Source organism: Burkholderia sp. BCC1999, from assembly GCF_905339975.1.
Lineage (GTDB): Bacteria > Pseudomonadota > Gammaproteobacteria > Burkholderiales > Burkholderiaceae > Burkholderia.
Genome location: NZ_CAJPHP010000040.1, coordinates 1 through 18,456, shown reverse-complemented (window position 1 = coordinate 18,456; position 18,456 = coordinate 1). Strand labels below are relative to the sequence as shown.

Below are 18,456 nucleotides of genomic sequence, written 5' to 3'. Positions count from 1 at the left end.
CGCCGTCGCTCGCATGGACCTGGCTGGCTCGTTGTTGCTCGCAGTAGCGCTGATGCTGATCATCGAGGGGGCGTTCCCCTTCGTGTTTCCCGTCGCCTGGCGCGACACGTTTCGTAGAATAGCTGAGCGGCCGCCGCATCATATCCGGATCGGCGGGCTGATCGTGATGGTGCTCGGGCTCGTGCTGCTGCTGCTCGCCACTTGATCCGAACGGCGCATCCGCCGTTCGTCCCGCCCGATTCCGAAGTTCCGATTCAACTCGCGGCGCGCGTGGCGCGCGCCGTTTCCCGTCGTAGGACCGTACCGATGTCGACCTGGTTACTTCCCGAGAATATCGCCGACGTACTGCCGTCGGAAGCGCGCAAGATCGAGGAGCTGCGCCGCAGGCTGCTCGACCGCTTCCGTTCGTACGGCTACGAAATGGTGATGCCGCCGCTGCTCGAGTATCTCGAGTCGTTGCTGACGAGCGGCGGCACTGACCTGCGCCTGCGCACCTTCAAGCTGGTCGACCAGCTGTCGGGCCGCACGCTCGGCCTGCGTGCGGACATCACGCCGCAGGTGGCACGGATCGACGCGCACCTGTTGAACCGCCAGGGTGTGACGCGCCTGTGCTACGCGGGCCACGTGATGCATACGCGTCCGCGCGGCCTGCACGCAACGCGCGAGCAGATCCAGATCGGCGCGGAAATCTACGGGCATGCCGGGCTGGAAGCCGATCTCGAGATCCAGCAGCTGATGCTCGACGCGCTGCATCTCGCGGGCCTGTCGCGCATCCGTCTCGACCTCGGTCATGCGGGCGTGCTCGCGGCGCTGCTCGCACGCGACGCGCAGGCCGCCGAGCGCGGCGAGTCGCTGTACGACGCGTTGTCGGGCAAGGACGTGCCGCTCCTGAACGAACTCACCGACGATCTCGGCGCCGATACGCGCGCCGCGCTGCGCGCGCTGCCGAGCCTCTACGGCGACGCGAGCGTGCTCGCCGAGGCGCGTGCGCGTCTGCCGGTGCTGCCCGAAATCACGCGGGCGCTCGACGATCTGGCGCAGCTCGCCGCACAGGCGAAGGGCGCGGAAGTGGCGATCGACCTCGCCGATCTGCGCGGCTATGCGTACCACAGCGGCGCAATGTTCAGCGCGTACATCGACGGCGTGCCGAACGCGATCGCGCGCGGCGGGCGTTATGACCACGTCGGGCAGGCGTACGGCCGTGCGCGACCGGCAACGGGCTTCTCGCTCGACCTGCGCGAACTCGCGCGGATTTCGCCGGTCGAGGCGCGCGGCACCGCGATTCTCGCGCCGTGGGCGCAGGACGACGCACTGGGCGCGGCCGTCGCCGCGCTGCGCGACGCGGGCGAGGTCGTGATCCAGGCGTTGCCGGGCCACGACCACGTGCTCGACGAGTTCGCATGCGATCGTTCGCTCGTCGAGCGCGACGGCGCATGGGTGGTCGAACCCCGCTAAACAGGCGTTCGCGGGCCGTGCTTCGGCGTGCATATCGTTGAAGCGAAACGGAAAAATTCGGAATCGCCCGCGAACATAGGTAGAATACGTTTTTAACCAGCTAACGAATCAACATGTCTGCCAGCGCAGTGAACGTGACTCCCGGGCGCAATGTCGTCGTCGTGGGAACGCAATGGGGTGATGAAGGCAAGGGCAAGATCGTCGACTGGCTGACGGACCACGCTCAGGGCGTCGTGCGTTTCCAGGGCGGTCACAACGCCGGCCACACCCTCATCATCGGCGGCAAGAAAACGATCTTGCGCCTCATTCCGTCGGGCATCATGCGTGAAGGCGTCGCCTGCTACATCGGCAACGGCGTCGTCCTGTCCCCCGAAGCACTGTTCAAGGAAATCGGCGAGCTCGAAGAAGCCGGCGTGAACGTGCGCGACCGTCTGTTCATCTCCGAAGCCACGACGCTGATCCTGCCGTACCACATCGCGATCGACCAGGCGCGTGAAGCGCGCAAGGGCGCGGGCAAGATCGGCACGACGGGCCGCGGCATCGGCCCTGCGTATGAAGACAAGGTTGGCCGCCGCGCGCTGCGCGTGCAGGACCTGTTCGACGCGAAGACCTTCGCCGACCGCCTGCGCGAAAACCTCGATTTCCACAACTTCGTGCTGACCCAATACCTGGGTGGCGCGGCCGTTGATTTCCAGGCAACGCTCGACACGATGCTCGGCTATGCCGACCGCCTGAAGCCGATGGTGGCCGATGTGTCGCGTCGCCTGTACGACGCGAACAATGCGGGCCAGAACCTGCTGTTCGAAGGCGCGCAAGGCACGCTGCTTGACATCGATCACGGCACCTATCCGTTCGTCACGTCGAGCAACTGCGTCGCGGGTGCGGCGTCGGCTGGCGCGGGCGTCGGTCCGCAGAAGCTCAACTACATCCTCGGCATCACGAAGGCGTATTGCACGCGTGTCGGTTCGGGCCCGTTCCCGAGCGAACTGTACGATGCGGACAATCCGCAGCGTCAGGACCAGATCGGCGTCACGCTCGCGAACGTCGGCAAGGAATTCGGTTCGGTCACCGGCCGTCCGCGCCGCACCGGCTGGCTCGACGCAGCCGCGCTGCGCCGCTCGATCCAGATCAACGGCGTGTCGGGTCTGTGCATGACGAAGCTCGACGTGCTCGACGGCCTCGACGAAGTCAAGCTGTGCGTTGGCTACAAGATCGACGGCAAGGATGCGGACATCCTGCCGCGTGGCGCAGCCGACGTGGCGCGTTGCGAACCCGTATACGAAACGTTCCCGGGCTGGAAGGAAAGCACGGTCGGCATCAATACGTGGGATGCGCTGCCGGCGAACGCGCAGGCGTACCTGTCCCGTGTCCAGGAAGTGGCTGGCGTGCCGGTCGACATGGTGTCGACGGGCCCGGACCGCGACGAAACGATCCTGCTCCGCCATCCGTTCAAGGTGTAATTTTCAGATGACGCAGCAAATCACGATGACGGCGGCAGACTTGATGACTGATCCGCGCAACGACGACAAGAACCTGTGGGTAGGCTGGGACGAGTATCACCGTCTGATCGAGCTGCTCGCGCTCCAGGTGCACGCCTCGGGCTGGAAGTTCGACCAGATCCTGTGCCTCGCGCGCGGCGGTCTGCGCGTCGGCGACCAGCTGTCGCGCATCTACGACGTGCCGCTCGCGATCCTCGCGACGAGTTCGTACCGCGAAGCGGCCGGCACCGAGCAGGGTGAGCTCGACATCGCGCAGTACATCACGATGACGCGCGGCAACCTCGCGGGCAACGTGCTGCTGGTCGACGATCTCGTCGATTCGGGTGTCACGCTCGCGCGTGTGCAGGAGCACCTGAAGGAGCGTTACCCGTCCGTGACGGCCGTGCGCTCGGCCGTGCTCTGGTACAAGGGGTGCTCGAAGGTCAAGCCCGACTATCACACGCAGTTTCTGCCGACGAATCCGTGGATTCATCAGCCGTTCGAGGAGTGGGACACGGTGCGTCCGCACAACCTCGAGGCGTGGATCAAGCGCGGTCGCGCGCAGCGCGACGGATCGGGCGCGTAAGCGCCCGGCCGATCGAAGGAAAGCCTGGTACGGCGCCGCTTGCGGCGCCGTTTTTCATTGGGGCGCCGGGTGCGCCGAGCGGTGCAATCGGAGGATCGGGTAGGCAGACGGCGCGGCCCCGGCTATGATGGCAGCCCTGCCACAGCTCGCGCCGAATTGCATGCGCAGCGTGGATCACGTGGTTCCACGGCAACAGAGCAGGGCGGCGTTTCACGGGGGCGCGAGTAGAATAGCGCTCGTTTTGTCCGACCCGGACCCGATTATTACGCTTCATATGAACGACACGATCCACGCGACCGACGCCGCACATGCGCCGCATTCGACGCAACAACACTCGATGCGGGCGCTAGCGATAGCAGCCATCGGCGTCGTGTTCGGCGACATCGGCACCAGCCCGCTGTATTCGCTGAAGGAGGCGTTCAGCCCCGCACACGGCATTCCGCTCACCGAAGGGTCGATTCTCGGCGTGATCTCGCTGCTGTTCTGGGCAATCATCCTGGTGGTCGGCGTCAAGTACCTACTGTTCGTGATGCGGGCCGACAACAACGGCGAAGGCGGCGTGCTCGCGCTGATGGCGCTGTCGCTGCGGCCGCTCGACTCGAAAACCCGCGTCGCGGGTGCGCTGATGGCGCTCGGGATCTTCGGCGCGTGCATGTTCTACGGGGACGCGGTGATCACGCCGGCGATCTCGGTGATGTCGGCGGTCGAAGGTCTCGAAATCGCGACACCTCACCTGTCCCACCTCGTGCTGCCGATCACGATCGTGATCCTGATCGCGCTGTTCTGGATCCAGCGTCACGGCACCGCGCTGGTCGGCAAGCTGTTCGGCCCGATCATGGTGTTGTGGTTCATCGTGATCGCGGCGCTCGGCGTGTACCACATCGTGCGCGTGCCGGGCATCATGGCGGCCATCAACCCGTATTACGCGGCGTCGTTCATGGCTGACCACCTGTTGCAGGCCTACGTCGTGCTCGGCTCGGTCGTGCTGGTGCTGACCGGTGCGGAAGCGCTCTACGCGGACATGGGCCACTTCGGTGCGAAGCCGATCCGGATCGCCGCGTACGGGCTCGTGATGCCGTCGCTCGTGCTGAACTACTTCGGCCAAGGCGCGCTGCTGATCCAGAATCCCAAGGCGATCGAAAACCCGTTCTTCCTGCTGGCGCCCGAATGGGGGCTGCTGCCGCTCGTGGTGCTGTCGACGGTCGCGACCGTGATCGCGTCGCAGGCCGTGATCTCGGGCGCCTATTCGCTGACGTCGCAGGCGATCCAGCTCGGCTACGTGCCGCGCATGAAGGTGCTGCACACGTCCGAGCTCGCGATCGGCCAGATCTATGTGCCGGTCGTGAACTGGCTGCTGCTGTTCGTGATCCTCTGCATCGTGGTCGGCTTCAAGAGCTCCGACAACCTCGCGGCCGCGTACGGCATCGCGGTGACGGCGACGATGGTGATCACGACCGTGCTCGCATGCGTCGTGATGGTGAAGGTGTGGAACTGGAACCGGCTGCTGGTCGGCGCGATCATCGCGGTGTTCCTCGCGATCGACCTCGGCTTCTTCGGCGCCAACCTGCTGAAGGTCGCGCAGGGCGGCTGGCTGCCGCTTGGCATTGGCGCGCTGCTGTTCTTCCTGCTGATGACGTGGTACAAGGGGCGTCACATCGTCAAGGAGCGCACGGCCGCCGACGGTATTCCGCTCGAGCCGTTCCTGCAGGGGCTGCTCGCGCATCCGCCGCATCGCGTGTCGGGCACCGCGATCTACCTGACCGGCAACGACAAGCTCGTGCCCGTCAGCCTGCTGCACAACCTGAAGCACAACAAGGTGCTGCACGAGCGGACCATTTTCCTGACGTTCGTCACGCGCGACATTCCTTACGTGCGCGACGACAAGCGCCAGACCTCGCGTGATGCGGGCGGCGGGCTGTACATCGTCAGGGCCGAGTACGGCTTCAACGAGACGCCGGACGTGAAGGCCGTGCTCGAGGAGTTCGGCCGGACCCACGACATGACGTTCGAGCTGATGGACACGTCGTTCTTCCTCGCGCGTGAAACCGTCGTGCCGACCCATCTGCCCGGGATGTCGATCTGGCGCGAGCGCGTGTTCGCGTGGATGCACCAGAACGCGGCGAAGCCGACCGACTTCTTCTCGATTCCGGCGAACCGCGTCGTCGAGCTCGGCACGAAGATCGAGATCTGACCGTGCGCGGCGCGCAGGCTGTTCAGCCGCGCGCCGCGTTCTCCGACAGCGCGATCAGGCTGCGATCGTCCGCATCGCTTGCCGCGAACGCAGCCGCATAGCGCTGCGTATCCCGCGCCACCCAATCCAGATAGCCGCGTATCCAGTATCGGTAGCCGTCGACGAGGCCGCGCACGCGCGTGTCGGCGTGCGGCACCAGCGCATCGGCGCACTGTACGAACTCGCCGATCTCGGCGCGCACGCGGGCGGCCGTGTAGTCGATGCCGGTCTGCAGCGAATGACCGCGCGACGCGTGGACCATCACCATGTTCCGGAACTGGCCTGGCTGACGCGCTTCGATCCCGATACTCTGGATGTCGTTGCTCCAGCAGACGATATTGTTCGCGTGCCTGCACAGTGCCTGGATCTCCGGGCGGTGAAACGTGTCGGGTGGGACGGCGCCGGAGTTGGCCACGTCCGCCAGTGCCAGGCACGGATTCATGCCGCTCGTGTGGCGCCGGATCGTCTCGTACTGCGGCACGGCGACCGGCTCGACTTTCAGGTGTCCGAGGATCTGCAATCCGGCCGTGGTGGCCCACAGGCGCATGCCTTGCGCGAAGCGCGCGAAATGCTCGGCGGACAGGCGCGCACGCAGGCGTTGACACACGTCGAGCCAGGCGCGCTCGCCGTAGACCGGCTCGGGGCCCGTACGGGCGTAGTCGAGTACGTCGATCATCGCGGTCAGGTTGCGCAGCGTATCGGGGCCGACCGGCTCCACGCGATCGACGAACAGATCGTCGACGAGAAAGAACCACACGAAGTAATCGGCAAGCGCCTGCAGCAGAGGTGGATCGGCGTTCGGGTAGCAGCGCGCGGCGAGCCAGCCGTAGCGGGTACGTACGACGCGCTCCCGATGGGCGTCGGAGACGAGCAGGCCGTATGCGTCGGCCCATTCGAGCATGCGGGATTCGATCCGCTCGACGTGCGGTGAACAGGCACCGGCCCACGGCACATCGAACACGGGAATGCGCAAGGTGCCCAGTTCGGTTTCCAGATCATCTGCTTTCATGATTCCCCGATCCATTTTTGCGAATATGCGCCGGCTTGCCGCCGGGCACATATTCCGGATGTGATTCGCCGCGAATCGACTTCAGAAAGTGGCAATGAAAGACGGGAGGCCTGAAACGCGCGGCGCGTATGAGCGCCGAGAGGAAGCCGGTTGCCGAGCGGAGAGTTCGCTTCGCTTATTGAAGACGTTGGAATACCGTCTGCGAATTTATTTTATGTGCGGTATTCAAAGCGTCAAGAAAATGCATGCTGCAGTGCGAATTATTTAATTCGCCGACTGGAAGCAGGGAAATGGTGACGAAAATGCACCTATCCGGTTTTCATCGCGATTTTCGAACCCGCGCGTCGACGCAATAAAAAAGCCCGCGTTTCGGCGGGCTTTTTTCTGTCAGCGGCTTTCGCGTGCTCAACGCTTCAGCTTTGCGAATGCCGCGGCCATCGCGCCGGCCGGTTCCGGCTCGCGCGAACGCTGCGGACGGGCCGCGCCGCGCCCCGCGGTGCCGCGATCCTGGCTGCTGCGCGACGCCATGCCGGGCGCTGCCGCGTCGTCGTCGAGGCGCATCGTCAGCGCAATGCGCTGGCGCTTCACGTCGACGTCGAGCACCTTCACCTTGACGACCTGGCCGGCCTTCACGACTTCGTGCGGGTCCTTGATGAACTTCGTCGACATCGCGGACACGTGGACGAGGCCGTCCTGGTGCACGCCGATATCCACGAACGCACCGAACGCGGCGACGTTCGTCACGACGCCTTCGAGCGTCATGCCCGGCACGAGATCCGACACCTTCTCGACGCCTTCGCGGAACGTCGCGGTCTTGAATTCGGGGCGCGGATCGCGGCCCGGTTTCTCCAGCTCGGACAGGATGTCGCGCACGGTCGGCAGGCCGAAACGTTCGTCGACAAACTCCGTCGGGGACAGGCCCGACAGGGCGTCGCGGTTGCCGAGCACATCGTCGATGCGCTTGCTGATCTTCGCGAGCATCCGTTCGACGACCGGATAGGCCTCCGGGTGCACCGACGAGCGGTCGAGCGGGTTCTCGCCGCCGTTGATGCGCAGGAAGCCGGCGGCCTGTTCGAAGGTCTTGTCGCCGAGGCGCGGCACCTTGCGCAGGTGTTCGCGCGACGGGAACGGGCCGTTCGCATCGCGGTAGTCGACGATGTTGCGCGCGAGCGTCGCGTTCAGGCCGGACACGCGCGCCAGTAGCGGGGCCGATGCCGTGTTCGCGTCGACGCCGACCGCGTTCACGCAATCCTCGACGACCGCGTCGAGCGAGCGTGCGAGTTCGCGCTGGTTCACATCGTGCTGGTACTGGCCGACGCCGATCGCCTTCGGCTCGATTTTCACGAGCTCGGCGAGCGGATCCTGCAGGCGGCGTGCGATCGACACGGCGCCGCGCAGCGACACGTCCATGTCGGGGAATTCCTTCGCCGCGAGCTCGGACGCCGAGTAGACCGACGCGCCGGCTTCCGACACGACGATCTTCTGCAGGCGCAATTCCGGGTGCTTCGCGATCAGTTCGCTCGCGAGCTTGTCGGTTTCGCGCGAGGCGGTGCCGTTGCCGATGCTGATGAGTTCGGCCTGCGTCTGCGCGGCGATGCGCGCAAGTTTCGCGATCGAGCCGTCCCAGTCGCGGCGCGGCTCGTGCGGGTAGATCGTGTCGGTGGCGAGCACCTTGCCGGTGCGGTCGACGACCGCGACCTTCACGCCCGTGCGCAGGCCGGGGTCGAGACCGATCACGGCCTTCGGGCCGGCCGGCGCGGCCAGCAGCAGATCGTTCAGGTTGCGCGCGAACACGCGGATCGCTTCGGTTTCGGCCGTTTCGCGCAGCTGCGTGAGGAGTTCATTCTCGATATGCGGCTGCACCTTGACGCGCCAGCACCAGCGGCAGACGTCCGAAAGCCATTTGTCGGCCGGACGATTCTGGTTCGCAATGCCGAAATGGCGCGCGATCATCGCCTCGCCGGGATGCGGCACCTGCGCGTCGAGCTCTTCGCCGAGGCCGAGCTTGACCGTCAGCACGCCCGCGTTACGGGCGCGGAACAGCGCGAGTGCGCGGTGCGACGGCACGGTCTTGATCGTTTCCGCGTAGTCGTAATAGTCGCGGAATTTCTCGCCTTCCTCGTTTTCCTTGCCCTCGACGACGGCAGACGACACGACGCCCTGATTGTGCAGGTAGTCGCGCAGCTTGCCGAGCAACTCGGCCGTTTCGCCGAATTGTTCGGACAGGATGTCGCGCGCGCCGTCGAGCGCGGCCTTCACGTCGGCGACGCCCTTGTCGGCGTCGACATACGCGGCCGCCTCGGCCTGCGGGTCGAGCAGCGGATTCGCGAGCAGCGCCTGCGCGAGCGGCTCGAGGCCGGCCTCGCGGGCGATCTGCGCACGCGTGCGGCGCTTCGGCTTGTACGGCAGGTAAAGGTCTTCGAGCACCTGCTTGCTGTCGGCCGTATCGATCGCGGCGCGCAGCTCGTCCGTCAGCTTGCCCTGTTCGTCGATGCTCGACAGGATCGTCGCGCGGCGATCCTCGAGCTCGCGCAGATACAGGAGACGTTCCTCGAGCTGGCGCAGCTGCGTGTCGTCGAGGTTGCCGGTCACTTCCTTGCGGTACCGGGCAATGAACGGAACGGTCGAGCCTTCGTCGAGGAGTTGCACGGCCGCCGCGACCTGGCGCGGCTGGACGGACAGTTCGGTGGCGATGCGCTGTACGATCTTGAGTGCTACGGTTTCCGTCATGTCGTGAATGATCTGCCTGCTGAAATCGCGGCGCGGGCCGGCAGGCCCGAAGCGGCGGGCTACATGGCGGGCCCGACGGGCCAGATGCCGCGGGTGAGTGAAGCGGGGCATTTTGCCATAAATGGCGGAGCGTCCAGCCGGGGGTGATAGAATTTGACACATGTCCCGCAGCTTTCCTACGACGTTGCCAACTTCCCGAATTTCTCTCGTCGCGCTCGGCGCAGCGCTCGCCGCGGCTTTGTCTGCCGGGCCTTCCGGCGCGTTCGCGCAGGCCTCGGGCGCAACCGCGCCGGACGCCGTCGCGGCCGTGCCCGGTGCAGCCTCCGCCGCACCGGATTTCGACGCCCGTCAAAAAGTGCTCAATCAACGCACCGCGGAAAACGATTATCGTTATGCGGTGGCCGAGCACGATTGCTACAGCAAATTCTTCGTCAATCACTGTCTCGGCAAGGCGCGCGACCAGATGCGCGACGAGCGCGCGAGCATCCGCCAGGAGCAACTCGCACTCAACGACGAGCAGCGTGCGGTGCGCGCGCAGCAGCGCGACCAGCAGCAGGCGCTGAAGCAGGCGCAGAACGCAGCGGAAGCGCCGCAGCGGGCGGCGAACGACGCGGCGAACGCGGCTGCGTTCCGCGACAAGCAGGAGCAGAATGCACTGAAGCAGGCGCAGCGCGGTGCGGAAGGGCCGCAACGTGCCGCGAGCAAGCAGGCATACGACCAGAAGCAGGGCGACTTCCAGCGCAAGCTCGACCAGGCGCACCAGCAGGCGGCGCAGAAGGCGCAGGAGCGGGCGGACAACGCCACGCGCTACGAGCAGAAGCAGAAGGAAGCCGCGCAGCACAAGGCCGATGTCGAGCGGCGTCAGCAGGAAGCGGCCGAGAAGGCCAAGCAGCAACAGCAGCAGGGGCAGTAACGTGTTGGATTGATCGGGATCAGTCTCGGGCGCGTCGGCACGCCAGCCGCCGCGCTGCTTCGATGAGGAGGCAACTATGCAAAACCGTCCCACGGAACAGCAGCAGGAATTGCACAACCGTTTGGCTGCATTGCAGGAGCAGCACCAGCAGCTCGCTCGGGAGATCGAGCTGAAGGAAGGACACTCCGACATCGACGACATCACGCTGCACCGGCTGAAGAAGGAAAAGCTGGCAGCCAAGGACAAAATCATTCTGCTGCAATCGCAGCTCGAACCGGATAAGCGCGCCTGAGCGCGGCCTGGCAAGCGCCGGCGCCGCCAGGGCGCTGGACACAGGAACGCTTGCCTTGAATTCACCGCTTGAAGCCACCCCCGATGCCCGGCGTGACACATCGTCCGCCGGGCGCGTTCGTGCGCCCGAAGGCACCTTCGAGCTGAGCCGCAAGCGCGTCGACGAACTCGACACGATCTTCGGCGAAGGCGGGTTGCTGGCGCGCGCGCTCGACGGCTATCGGCCGCGTACGTCCCAGATCGAGATGGCGCGGGCAGTCGCGTCCGCGATGGAAGCGTCCGCGCGCCGGATGCCCGAGCCCGAGATATTCGAAACCCGCAAACGGCCGGCGCGCCGCCTCGGCGACGGCGACAAGGCGGCCGAACCGGGCGCGGACGGCGCCACGTCAGCCGAATCCGATAACGACGCGGCCGACAACACGCTGATCGTCGAAGCTGGTACGGGTACCGGCAAGACCTATGCGTATCTCGTGCCCGCGATGCTGTGGGGTGGCAAGGTGATCGTGTCGACCGGCACGAAACACCTGCAGGACCAGCTGTTCCAGCGCGACATCCCGACCGTGCGCAACGCGCTCGCGGTGCCGGTGTCGGTGGCGATGCTCAAGGGGCGGTCGAACTACCTGTGCCATTACTACCTGCAACGCACGGCCGACAACGGCCGTCTGCCGTCGCGGCAGGACACCGCGTATCTGCAGGAAATCGTCCGCTTCGCGAAGATCACGAAGAGCGGCGACAAGGCCGAGCTTGCGAGCGTGCCGGAAACGGCACCCGTGTGGTCGATGGTCACGTCGACGCGCGACAACTGCCTCGGCCAGGAATGCCCGCATTACAAGGAATGCTTCGTGATGCAGGCGCGGCGCGAGGCGCAGCAGGCCGACGTCGTCGTCGTCAACCATCACCTGTTCTTCGCGGACATCATGCTGCGCGACACCGGGATGGCCGAGCTGCTGCCGAATGCGAACACGGTCATCTTCGACGAGGCGCACCAGCTGCCGGAGACGGCGACGCTGTTCTTCGGCGAGACGCTGTCGACCACGCAGATCCTCGAACTCGCACGCGACACGGTGGCCGAAGGCCTGGGCCATGCGCGCGACGCGGTCGAGTGGGTGAAGCTCGGCGGCGATCTCGAACGTGCGGCGCGCGACTTGCGCCTCGCGTTCGCGAACGACCAGATCGTCCGCATGTCGCTCGCGCAACTCGGCGACGATCACCCGATGTTCGGCGCGCTCGACGCGCTCGACGTTGCGCTCGATGCGCTCGCGTCGGCGCTCGCGAGCCAGGCGGAACGCGCGGAATCGCTCGGCGCGTGCCTGCGGCGCGCGCGCGAGCTGCAGGATCTGCTGGCCGGCTGGGTCGCGCCCGGTGCGGCGGAAGCGGCCGCGAAGGCCGATGCGGCGGCGGCCGGCGACAAGGCGAGCGCCGACGGCGATCCGAACGAGAAGGTGCGCTGGGTCGAGGTGTTCGCGCATACCGTGCAACTGCATGAAACGCCGCTGTCGGTCGCGCCGATCTTTGCGAAGCAGCGTGCGGGCGTCCCGCGTGCATGGGTGTTCACGTCGGCCACGTTGTCGGTGCGCGGCGATTTCACTCACTACGCGGCGCAGATGGGCCTCAGTTCGCGTCGCTCGATGACGCTCGCGAGCCCGTTCGACTACCAGTCGCAAGGTTTGCTGTACGTGCCGCGCAACCTGCCGCAGCCGTCTTCGCCGGCGTTTACCGATGCCGTCTTCGATGCCGCGTTGCCGGCGATCGAGGCGTCCGGCGGCGGCGTGTTCATGCTGTGCACGACGCTGCGCGCGGTCGACCGGATCGCGTCGAAGTTGCGCGATGTCATCGAATCGCGCGGCTGGAACACGCCACTGCTCGTGCAGGGCGATGCGAGCCGCACCGAGCTGCTCGATCGTTTCCGCGCGTACGGCAATGCGATCCTGGTCGGCAGCCAGAGTTTCTGGGAAGGCGTCGACGTGCGCGGCGACGCGCTGTCGCTCGTCGTGATCGACAAGCTGCCGTTCGCACCGCCGGACGATCCGGTGCTGGCCGCGCGCCTCGACGCGCTGACGAAGAAGGGCCTGAGCCCGTTCGCCGTGCACCAGCTACCGCAGGCCGTGATCACGCTGAAGCAGGGCGCAGGCCGACTGATTCGCGCGGAGACGGATCGTGGCGTGCTGATGATCTGCGACACGCGGCTCGTCGACAAGCCCTACGGGCGCCGGATCTGGCAGAGCCTGCCGCCGTTCAAGCGCACCCGCGAGATCGCGGTCGTGCAGGACTTCTTCGACGAGCACCGCTCGGAAAAACGCATGTGACGACACGCGCGGCTTCGGCCGCGCGTATCGCACCCGCCGCACCTGAGTGCGGCGCCAATAAAAAACCCGGCTCGATGGCCGGGTTTTTTGTTCGTGCAACGGACGTTGCGTCGCGCGTTCGTCAGAACTGCCACCACGACTTCTTCGCGCCGGGGCGCGAATGGCCCGTGACGTACGGGCTGTCGGGGAACGTGCCCGCGAGCACGCGCTTCGTGTCCTCGGCGAGTTGCGGCTGGTCCAGCTTGTTGTACGACAGGATCATGATGTGCAGTGCGTCTTCGATCGCCGGCGCACCCTTGTAATCCTTGATCGCGAGCTGGGCGCGGTTGATCGCCGCCACGTAGGCGCCACGACGGTAGTAGTAGTCGGCCGCGTGCACTTCGTGCGACGCGAGCGCGTTGACGATGTAGCGCATCCGCGCTGCCGCGTCGGGCGCGTACTTGCTCTTCGGGAAGCGGTCGACGACGACCTTGAACGCATCGTACGACTCGCGCAGCGCCTGCGGATCGCGTTCGCTCATGTCCTGGCCGGAGAAGCGCCCGAACAGGCCGAGATCGTCGTTGAAGTGGATCATCCCCTTCAGGTAGTACGCGTACGGGATATCCGGATGGTCGGGGTGGAGCTGGATGAAGCGGTCGACGGCCTGATCGGCGGCTGCCGCTTCGTTGTCCTTCCAGTTGCAGTATGCAACGTTGATCTGTGCCTGCTGCGCGAAATGACCGAACGGATCGCGGCCTTGCAGCGATTCGAAATATTTCGCGCACTTGCCCCAGTCGCCACCGGACAGTGCGTCCTGGGCCTCTGAGTATAATTTGTTATTCGACCAGGTAGCCGTCTCGTCCTGCTTCTGCGGCAAGCCGTGGCAGCCGGCGATGAGGGCCACGGCCGCTACCGCCGCAGCCCGGGCGGCGACGGTTCTGGCCGTACGTTTGGTCGAATTCATCATGCTCGCATGTCCTAGCTTCAAGTCTCGGTGACCCAGTCTAAATGACCCGTTCAAGTTCGCAGAATGCCCAGCCGGGCACACCAAATCGCGAAGATTATAGCCCAAGCGATCGGCTCGCCGACGCTGCGTCGGGGGATTCCCTCGATGACGATCTGGTTGGCGACGCAATGCAGCCGCCCGTCGTGCCGTCCGCGGCGGTCGACGATGCGCCGCGCGTCGTCGAAGTGCCGCTGTCGCTCGCAGGTGAACGCCTCGACAAGGCGCTTGCCCAACTGTTCCCCGAATTCTCCCGCAGCCGCCTGCAGAGCTGGATCGAGGCGCAGCGCGTGCTGGTCGACGGCGCGCCCGCGAAGATCCGCCAGCCGGTGCCGCTCGGCGCGAAAATCGAGCTCGTGCCCGACCTGCTGCCCGAGCAGCTCGCGTTCACGCCGGAGCCCGTGCCGCTCGACGTGATCTACGAGGACGATGCGCTCGTCGTGATCAACAAGCCGGCCGGCCTCGTCGTGCATCCGGCCGCCGGCAACTGGAGCGGCACGATCCTCAACGGGCTGCTGTATCGCTACGGCGACGCGGCGGCCGGCCTGCCGCGCGCGGGCATCGTCCACCGGCTCGACAAGGAAACGTCCGGCCTGATGGTGGTGGCCCGCACACTGGCCGCGCAGACCGACCTCGTGCGCCAGTTGCAGGCCCGCACGGTGAAGCGCCGCTACTTCGCGCTCGTGTGGGGCACGATGCCCGAGGAAGGCACGATCGACGCGCCGATCGGCCGCGATCCGCGCGAGCGCACGCGCATGGCCGTCGTCACGGGCGCGTCGGGCAAGCCCGCCCGCACGCATTTCCGCACGGTTGACACATGTCTGTGGCAACGTCAGCCGGTTTCGGCAATCCAGTGCGATCTCGAAACCGGCCGCACGCACCAGATCCGCGTGCACTGCGCGCACGCCGGGCACCCGCTGCTCGGCGACCCCGTCTACGGGCGGGCGCGCGGCAAGCGCTCGGTCACGCCGCTGCCGGACGGGTTCGCGCGACAGGCGCTGCATGCATGGCGGCTCGGCCTCGTGCATCCGGTCACGGGCAAGGCGATGCAGTGGCGCTGCCCGCTGCCGGACGACATGAACACCCTCGTCGCGGCGCTCGGCTTCGGGCAGGGCGACGAGGAATTCGACGACGGCGATGGTGTCTACGACGATGACGATTTCGGCGGCGAGTATCACGATGACGAGCCGTACCTGGACGATGATGAGGAGGCGTGAGTGCCGATGACGAACCTGACGCCGTTGACGTGGCAGGACTGCGTACAGCCCGACTGGCAGGTGTCGCCGCGCGTGCGTGCGCTGATCACGACGCGCGACGGCGGCGTGAGCGAAGGCCCGTACGGGCGCTGGCAGGCTGGAAACGCGCTGCCGGGCGGGATGAATCTCGGCTTGCATACCGGTGACGATCCGGCCCATGTCGCCGCGAATCGCGCACGTTTGCTCGCCCTCGCCGGTCAGTCGAACGCCGCCTGGCTCGAGCAGGTTCACGGCGCGGAAATCGTCCGCGCGGACGAGGTGATCGCGGCGGCGCCCGCGGCTGCGGCGCCGGTGCGGGCCGACGCGAGCGTCACGGACCGGGCCGGCGCAATCTGCGTCGTGATGGTGGCCGATTGCCTGCCCGTGCTGCTGTGCGACGCGCAGGGCCGTGCGGTCGGTGCCGCGCATGCGGGCTGGCGCGGGCTCGCGGCCGGCATCGTCGAGCAGACCGCGGCACGCGTCGCGGCGCTCGCAGGCGGCGCGACGGACACGCTGCATGCGTATCTCGGGCCGGCGATCGGCCCGCAGGCATTCGAGGTCGGCGCGGACGTGCGCGACGCGTTTCTCGACACGGCCCCGCAGTCGGAGCATGATGAAACCCGACTCGCGTTCGTCGCGATCGACGGCGCGCCCGGCAAGTTTCTCGCCGATCTCTACGCGCTCGCGCGCCTGCGTCTCGCACGTGCGGGCGTGGTGCACGTGAGCGGCGGGACGGCCTGTACGGTCACCGAACATGCACGCTTCTATTCGTACCGGCGCGATCGCGTGACGGGCCGCATGGCAGCGGCGATCTGGCTGGCCGATTGACGGCATGTGCATGCGCGCGGGGTTTGTTGCGTCGCGAAATCGGGTTATTTCGATATTTAGACGGCAATGCGGCGCGGCACGCGCAACTGAATGAAAGATCCCGAAGTCAAGCCAAACAAAATGTTTTATGTTTCGCCGGAACCCTTGTCCAGCCTGTTGCACGCGGATTATCTCCGTTCAGAAATGTTCAGCGGTTTGACTTGGCGCTTCACATGGGGAAAACGATAATGATAAAAATACCGCACTGCGGCAGAATCTGGAGACGCCTCTCCAGAGCATGACGGCCCGGCTCGCAGCCGGCACGCCGCGCGCGAGCAGGATTTCACGATTGACGCTCACGAATCACCGGTAAGGCAGGTAATGACAGCATCGAAAAATTCGTCGACGTCCGCTCAGGCGGGCACTTCCGCGGGCAGCACCGGTTTCGACCCGGCCGCCCAGCCGATGCAGCAGATGTTCGAGTCGTGGTTGAACGCGTGGCGCGGTTTTGCGGATCCCGCGCGCGCCGCGACTGCGTCGGCCACCGTTAATCCGTTCGCGACATTCCAGTTCCCTGCGTCGTTTCCGTTCCAGATGCCGTCGATGCCCGATCTCGGCGGCCTCGCGGGGCTGGGTGGCATGGCGTCGCCGTTCGCGGGGTTGAAACTGCCGGTCGCCGCGATTCCGCCCGAACGGCTCCAGGCGTTGCAGGCCGACTACGCTCGCGATTGCATGACGCTGATGCAGCAGGCCGCGGCCGCGAAGCTCGAATCCCCCGAACTGAAGGACCGCCGCTTCAGCGGCGATGCGTGGAAGTCGTCGCCCGCGCATGCATTTGCGGCGGCGTGGTATCTGCTCAACGCGCGCTATCTGCAGGAACTGGCCGACTCGCTGCAGACCGATCCGAAGACGCGCGAGCGCATCCGCTTCACGGTCCAGCAATGGACGGCCGCCGCCGCGCCGAGCAACTTCCTCGCACTCAATCCCGACGCGCAGAAATCGATTCTCGAAACGCAGGGCGAAAGCTTGCGGCAGGGGATGATGAACCTGCTCGGCGACCTGCAGCGCGGCAAGATTTCGCAGACCGACGAATCGCAGTTCGTGGTCGGCAAGAACCTCGGGTGTACTGAAGGTGCGGTCGTCTACGAGAACGACCTGATCCAGCTGATCCAGTACACGCCGAAGACGGACAAGGTGTTCGAGCGGCCGCTGCTGATCGTCCCGCCGTGCATCAACAAGTTCTACATCCTCGACCTGCAGCCCGAGAATTCGCTCGTCGCGCACGCGTTGTCGAACGGTCATCAGGTGTTCCTCGTTTCATGGCGCAATGCGGACGCATCGGTCGCGCACAAGACGTGGGACGACTACATGAACGAAGGGCTGCTCGCGGCGATCGACGCCGTGCAGCAGGTCAGCGGACGCGAGCAGATCAACACGCTCGGTTTCTGCGTCGGCGGCACGATGCTCGCGACCGCGCTCGCGGTGCTCGCCGCGCGCGGCGAACATCCGGCCGCGTCGATGACGCTGCTCACCGCGATGCTCGACTTCAGCGACACCGGCATTCTCGACGTGTTCGTCGACGAGGCGCACGTGCAGATGCGCGAGCAGACCATCGGCGGCAAGAACGGCACGCAACCGGGGCTGATGCGCGGCGTCGAGTTTGCGAACACGTTCTCGTTCCTGCGTCCGAACGATCTCGTGTGGAACTACGTCGTCGACAACTACCTGAAGGGCCGCACGCCCGCGCCGTTCGACCTGCTGTACTGGAACAGCGATTCGACGAGCCTGCCGGGCCCGATGTACGCGTGGTACCTGCGCAATACCTATCTCGAGAACAAGCTGCGCGAGCCGGGCGCGCTGACCGTGTGCGGCGACGCCGTCGACCTGTCGTTGATCGACGTGCCGACCTTCATCTACGGTTCGCGCGAGGATCACATCGTGCCGTGGCAGACGGCCTACGCATCGACGTCGATCCTGTCGGGCCCGCTGAAATTCGTGCTCGGCGCGTCGGGTCACATCGCGGGCGTGATCAATCCGCCGGCGAAGAAGAAGCGCAGCTACTGGATCAACGACGGCGACCTGCCCGAATCCGCGGACGACTGGTTCGCCGGTGCGGCCGAACAGCCGGGAAGCTGGTGGACGACGTGGGTCGAATGGCTCGACCAGTACGGCGGCCGCAAGGTGGCGCCGCCCGCCGAAGCCGGTTCCGCGCAGTTCCCGGTGATCGAGCCGGCGCCGGGACGCTACGTGTTGCAGCGCGATTGACGAAAACCGGACAGCGGCGCACGCTGTCCGGTGCACCGCAGTTTTTTTAACAGGGCCGGTAACGATGCGCCGTGTCGTGCGGGCCTGGAGGACAGGGAAATGACGGACGTAGTGATCGTATCGGCCGCGCGGACCGCGGTCGGCAAATTCGGCGGCTCGCTTGCGAAGG

Annotated in this window: 14 protein-coding genes; 11 read left to right on the top strand and 3 right to left on the bottom strand. The window is 66.1% G+C overall.

Going from position 1 to position 18,456, the window contains the following annotated elements:
- Window positions 1-13: 13 nt before the first annotated feature.
- From U5809_RS33990 to U5809_RS33970, 5 genes are all read left to right on the top strand, one after another.
- On the top strand, window positions 14-205 hold the full coding sequence (locus U5809_RS33990) for a DUF2065 domain-containing protein (RefSeq protein WP_006478685.1): 192 nt from the start codon (window positions 14-16) through the stop codon (window positions 203-205).
- Window positions 206-306: 101 nt separating this feature from the next.
- On the top strand, window positions 307-1,455 hold the full coding sequence (locus tag U5809_RS33985; protein ID WP_322089767.1) for an ATP phosphoribosyltransferase regulatory subunit: 1,149 nt from the start codon (window positions 307-309) through the stop codon (window positions 1,453-1,455).
- Between the two features lie 113 nt (window positions 1,456-1,568).
- Window positions 1,569-2,915, top strand: coding sequence for an adenylosuccinate synthase (locus tag U5809_RS33980; RefSeq protein ID WP_176047174.1), 1,347 nt, complete (start codon window positions 1,569-1,571; stop codon window positions 2,913-2,915).
- A 7-nt stretch (window positions 2,916-2,922) separates the two neighbouring features.
- Complete coding sequence (locus U5809_RS33975; RefSeq protein ID WP_006485899.1) at window positions 2,923-3,519, top strand: phosphoribosyltransferase; 597 nt, start codon at window positions 2,923-2,925, stop codon at window positions 3,517-3,519.
- Window positions 3,520-3,793: 274 nt separating this feature from the next.
- Complete coding sequence (locus U5809_RS33970; RefSeq protein WP_282505177.1) at window positions 3,794-5,710, top strand: potassium transporter Kup; 1,917 nt, start codon at window positions 3,794-3,796, stop codon at window positions 5,708-5,710.
- Between the two features lie 22 nt (window positions 5,711-5,732).
- Here U5809_RS33970 and U5809_RS33965 read toward each other — a convergent pair whose 3' ends face one another.
- Both U5809_RS33965 and U5809_RS33960 read right to left on the bottom strand, forming a co-directional pair.
- Complete coding sequence (locus U5809_RS33965) at window positions 5,733-6,758, bottom strand: terpene synthase family protein (RefSeq protein ID WP_322089766.1); 1,026 nt, start codon at window positions 6,756-6,758, stop codon at window positions 5,733-5,735.
- 405 nt (window positions 6,759-7,163) lie between these two features.
- Window positions 7,164-9,488, bottom strand: a complete 2,325-nt coding sequence (locus U5809_RS33960; protein ID WP_322089765.1) for a Tex family protein — start codon at window positions 9,486-9,488, stop codon at window positions 7,164-7,166.
- A 160-nt stretch (window positions 9,489-9,648) separates the two neighbouring features.
- Between U5809_RS33960 and U5809_RS33955 the strand changes: the two genes are divergently transcribed.
- The 3 genes from U5809_RS33955 (at window position 9,649) to U5809_RS33945 (ending at window position 12,998) form a co-directional block, all read left to right on the top strand.
- Window positions 9,649-10,401: a hypothetical protein gene (locus U5809_RS33955; RefSeq protein WP_322089764.1), complete on the top strand. Its 753-nt coding sequence runs from the start codon at window positions 9,649-9,651 to the stop codon at window positions 10,399-10,401.
- 76 nt (window positions 10,402-10,477) lie between these two features.
- Window positions 10,478-10,693 (top strand): YdcH family protein, encoded by a 216-nt coding sequence (locus tag U5809_RS33950; protein WP_006755091.1) that lies wholly within the window; start codon window positions 10,478-10,480, stop codon window positions 10,691-10,693.
- Window positions 10,694-10,748: 55 nt separating this feature from the next.
- Window positions 10,749-12,998, top strand: coding sequence for an ATP-dependent DNA helicase (locus U5809_RS33945; protein WP_322089763.1), 2,250 nt, complete (start codon window positions 10,749-10,751; stop codon window positions 12,996-12,998).
- Window positions 12,999-13,119: 121 nt separating this feature from the next.
- Here U5809_RS33945 and U5809_RS33940 read toward each other — a convergent pair whose 3' ends face one another.
- On the bottom strand, window positions 13,120-13,944 hold the full coding sequence (locus U5809_RS33940; protein ID WP_176047168.1) for an outer membrane protein assembly factor BamD: 825 nt from the start codon (window positions 13,942-13,944) through the stop codon (window positions 13,120-13,122).
- A gap of 41 nt (window positions 13,945-13,985) precedes the next feature.
- On the opposite strand from U5809_RS33940, the gene U5809_RS33935 reads away from it, so the two are divergent.
- From U5809_RS33935 to phaC, 3 genes are all read left to right on the top strand, one after another.
- Window positions 13,986-15,197 carry an RluA family pseudouridine synthase gene (locus tag U5809_RS33935; protein WP_322089762.1) on the top strand — a complete coding sequence of 404 codons (1,212 nt, stop codon included), beginning with the start codon at window positions 13,986-13,988 and terminating at the stop codon, window positions 15,195-15,197.
- 6 nt (window positions 15,198-15,203) lie between these two features.
- Complete coding sequence (pgeF, locus tag U5809_RS33930; protein ID WP_322089771.1) at window positions 15,204-16,043, top strand: peptidoglycan editing factor PgeF; 840 nt, start codon at window positions 15,204-15,206, stop codon at window positions 16,041-16,043.
- 360 nt (window positions 16,044-16,403) lie between these two features.
- Window positions 16,404-18,287, top strand: a complete 1,884-nt coding sequence (phaC, locus tag U5809_RS33925) for a class I poly(R)-hydroxyalkanoic acid synthase (protein WP_322089761.1) — start codon at window positions 16,404-16,406, stop codon at window positions 18,285-18,287.
- Window positions 18,288-18,456: the final 169 nt, after the last annotated feature.

What these genes read in the sequence shown, in the direction of transcription:
- U5809_RS33990 (WP_006478685.1), top strand. Translation starts at nt 14, where the DNA reads ATGGACCTGGCTGGCTCGTTGTTGCTCGCAGTAGCGCTGATGCTGATC.
- U5809_RS33985 (WP_322089767.1), top strand. Translation starts at nt 307, where the DNA reads ATGTCGACCTGGTTACTTCCCGAGAATATCGCCGACGTACTGCCGTCG.
- U5809_RS33980 (WP_176047174.1), top strand. Translation starts at nt 1,569, where the DNA reads ATGTCTGCCAGCGCAGTGAACGTGACTCCCGGGCGCAATGTCGTCGTC.
- U5809_RS33975 (WP_006485899.1), top strand. Translation starts at nt 2,923, where the DNA reads ATGACGCAGCAAATCACGATGACGGCGGCAGACTTGATGACTGATCCG.
- U5809_RS33970 (WP_282505177.1), top strand. Translation starts at nt 3,794, where the DNA reads ATGAACGACACGATCCACGCGACCGACGCCGCACATGCGCCGCATTCG.
- U5809_RS33965 (WP_322089766.1), bottom strand. Translation starts at nt 6,758, where the DNA reads ATGAAAGCAGATGATCTGGAAACCGAACTGGGCACCTTGCGCATTCCC.
- U5809_RS33960 (WP_322089765.1), bottom strand. Translation starts at nt 9,488, where the DNA reads ATGACGGAAACCGTAGCACTCAAGATCGTACAGCGCATCGCCACCGAA.
- U5809_RS33955 (WP_322089764.1), top strand. Translation starts at nt 9,649, where the DNA reads ATGTCCCGCAGCTTTCCTACGACGTTGCCAACTTCCCGAATTTCTCTC.
- U5809_RS33950 (WP_006755091.1), top strand. Translation starts at nt 10,478, where the DNA reads ATGCAAAACCGTCCCACGGAACAGCAGCAGGAATTGCACAACCGTTTG.
- U5809_RS33940 (WP_176047168.1), bottom strand. Translation starts at nt 13,944, where the DNA reads ATGATGAATTCGACCAAACGTACGGCCAGAACCGTCGCCGCCCGGGCT.
- U5809_RS33935 (WP_322089762.1), top strand. Translation starts at nt 13,986, where the DNA reads ATGACCCGTTCAAGTTCGCAGAATGCCCAGCCGGGCACACCAAATCGC.
- pgeF (WP_322089771.1), top strand. Translation starts at nt 15,204, where the DNA reads ATGACGAACCTGACGCCGTTGACGTGGCAGGACTGCGTACAGCCCGAC.
- phaC (WP_322089761.1), top strand. Translation starts at nt 16,404, where the DNA reads ATGACAGCATCGAAAAATTCGTCGACGTCCGCTCAGGCGGGCACTTCC.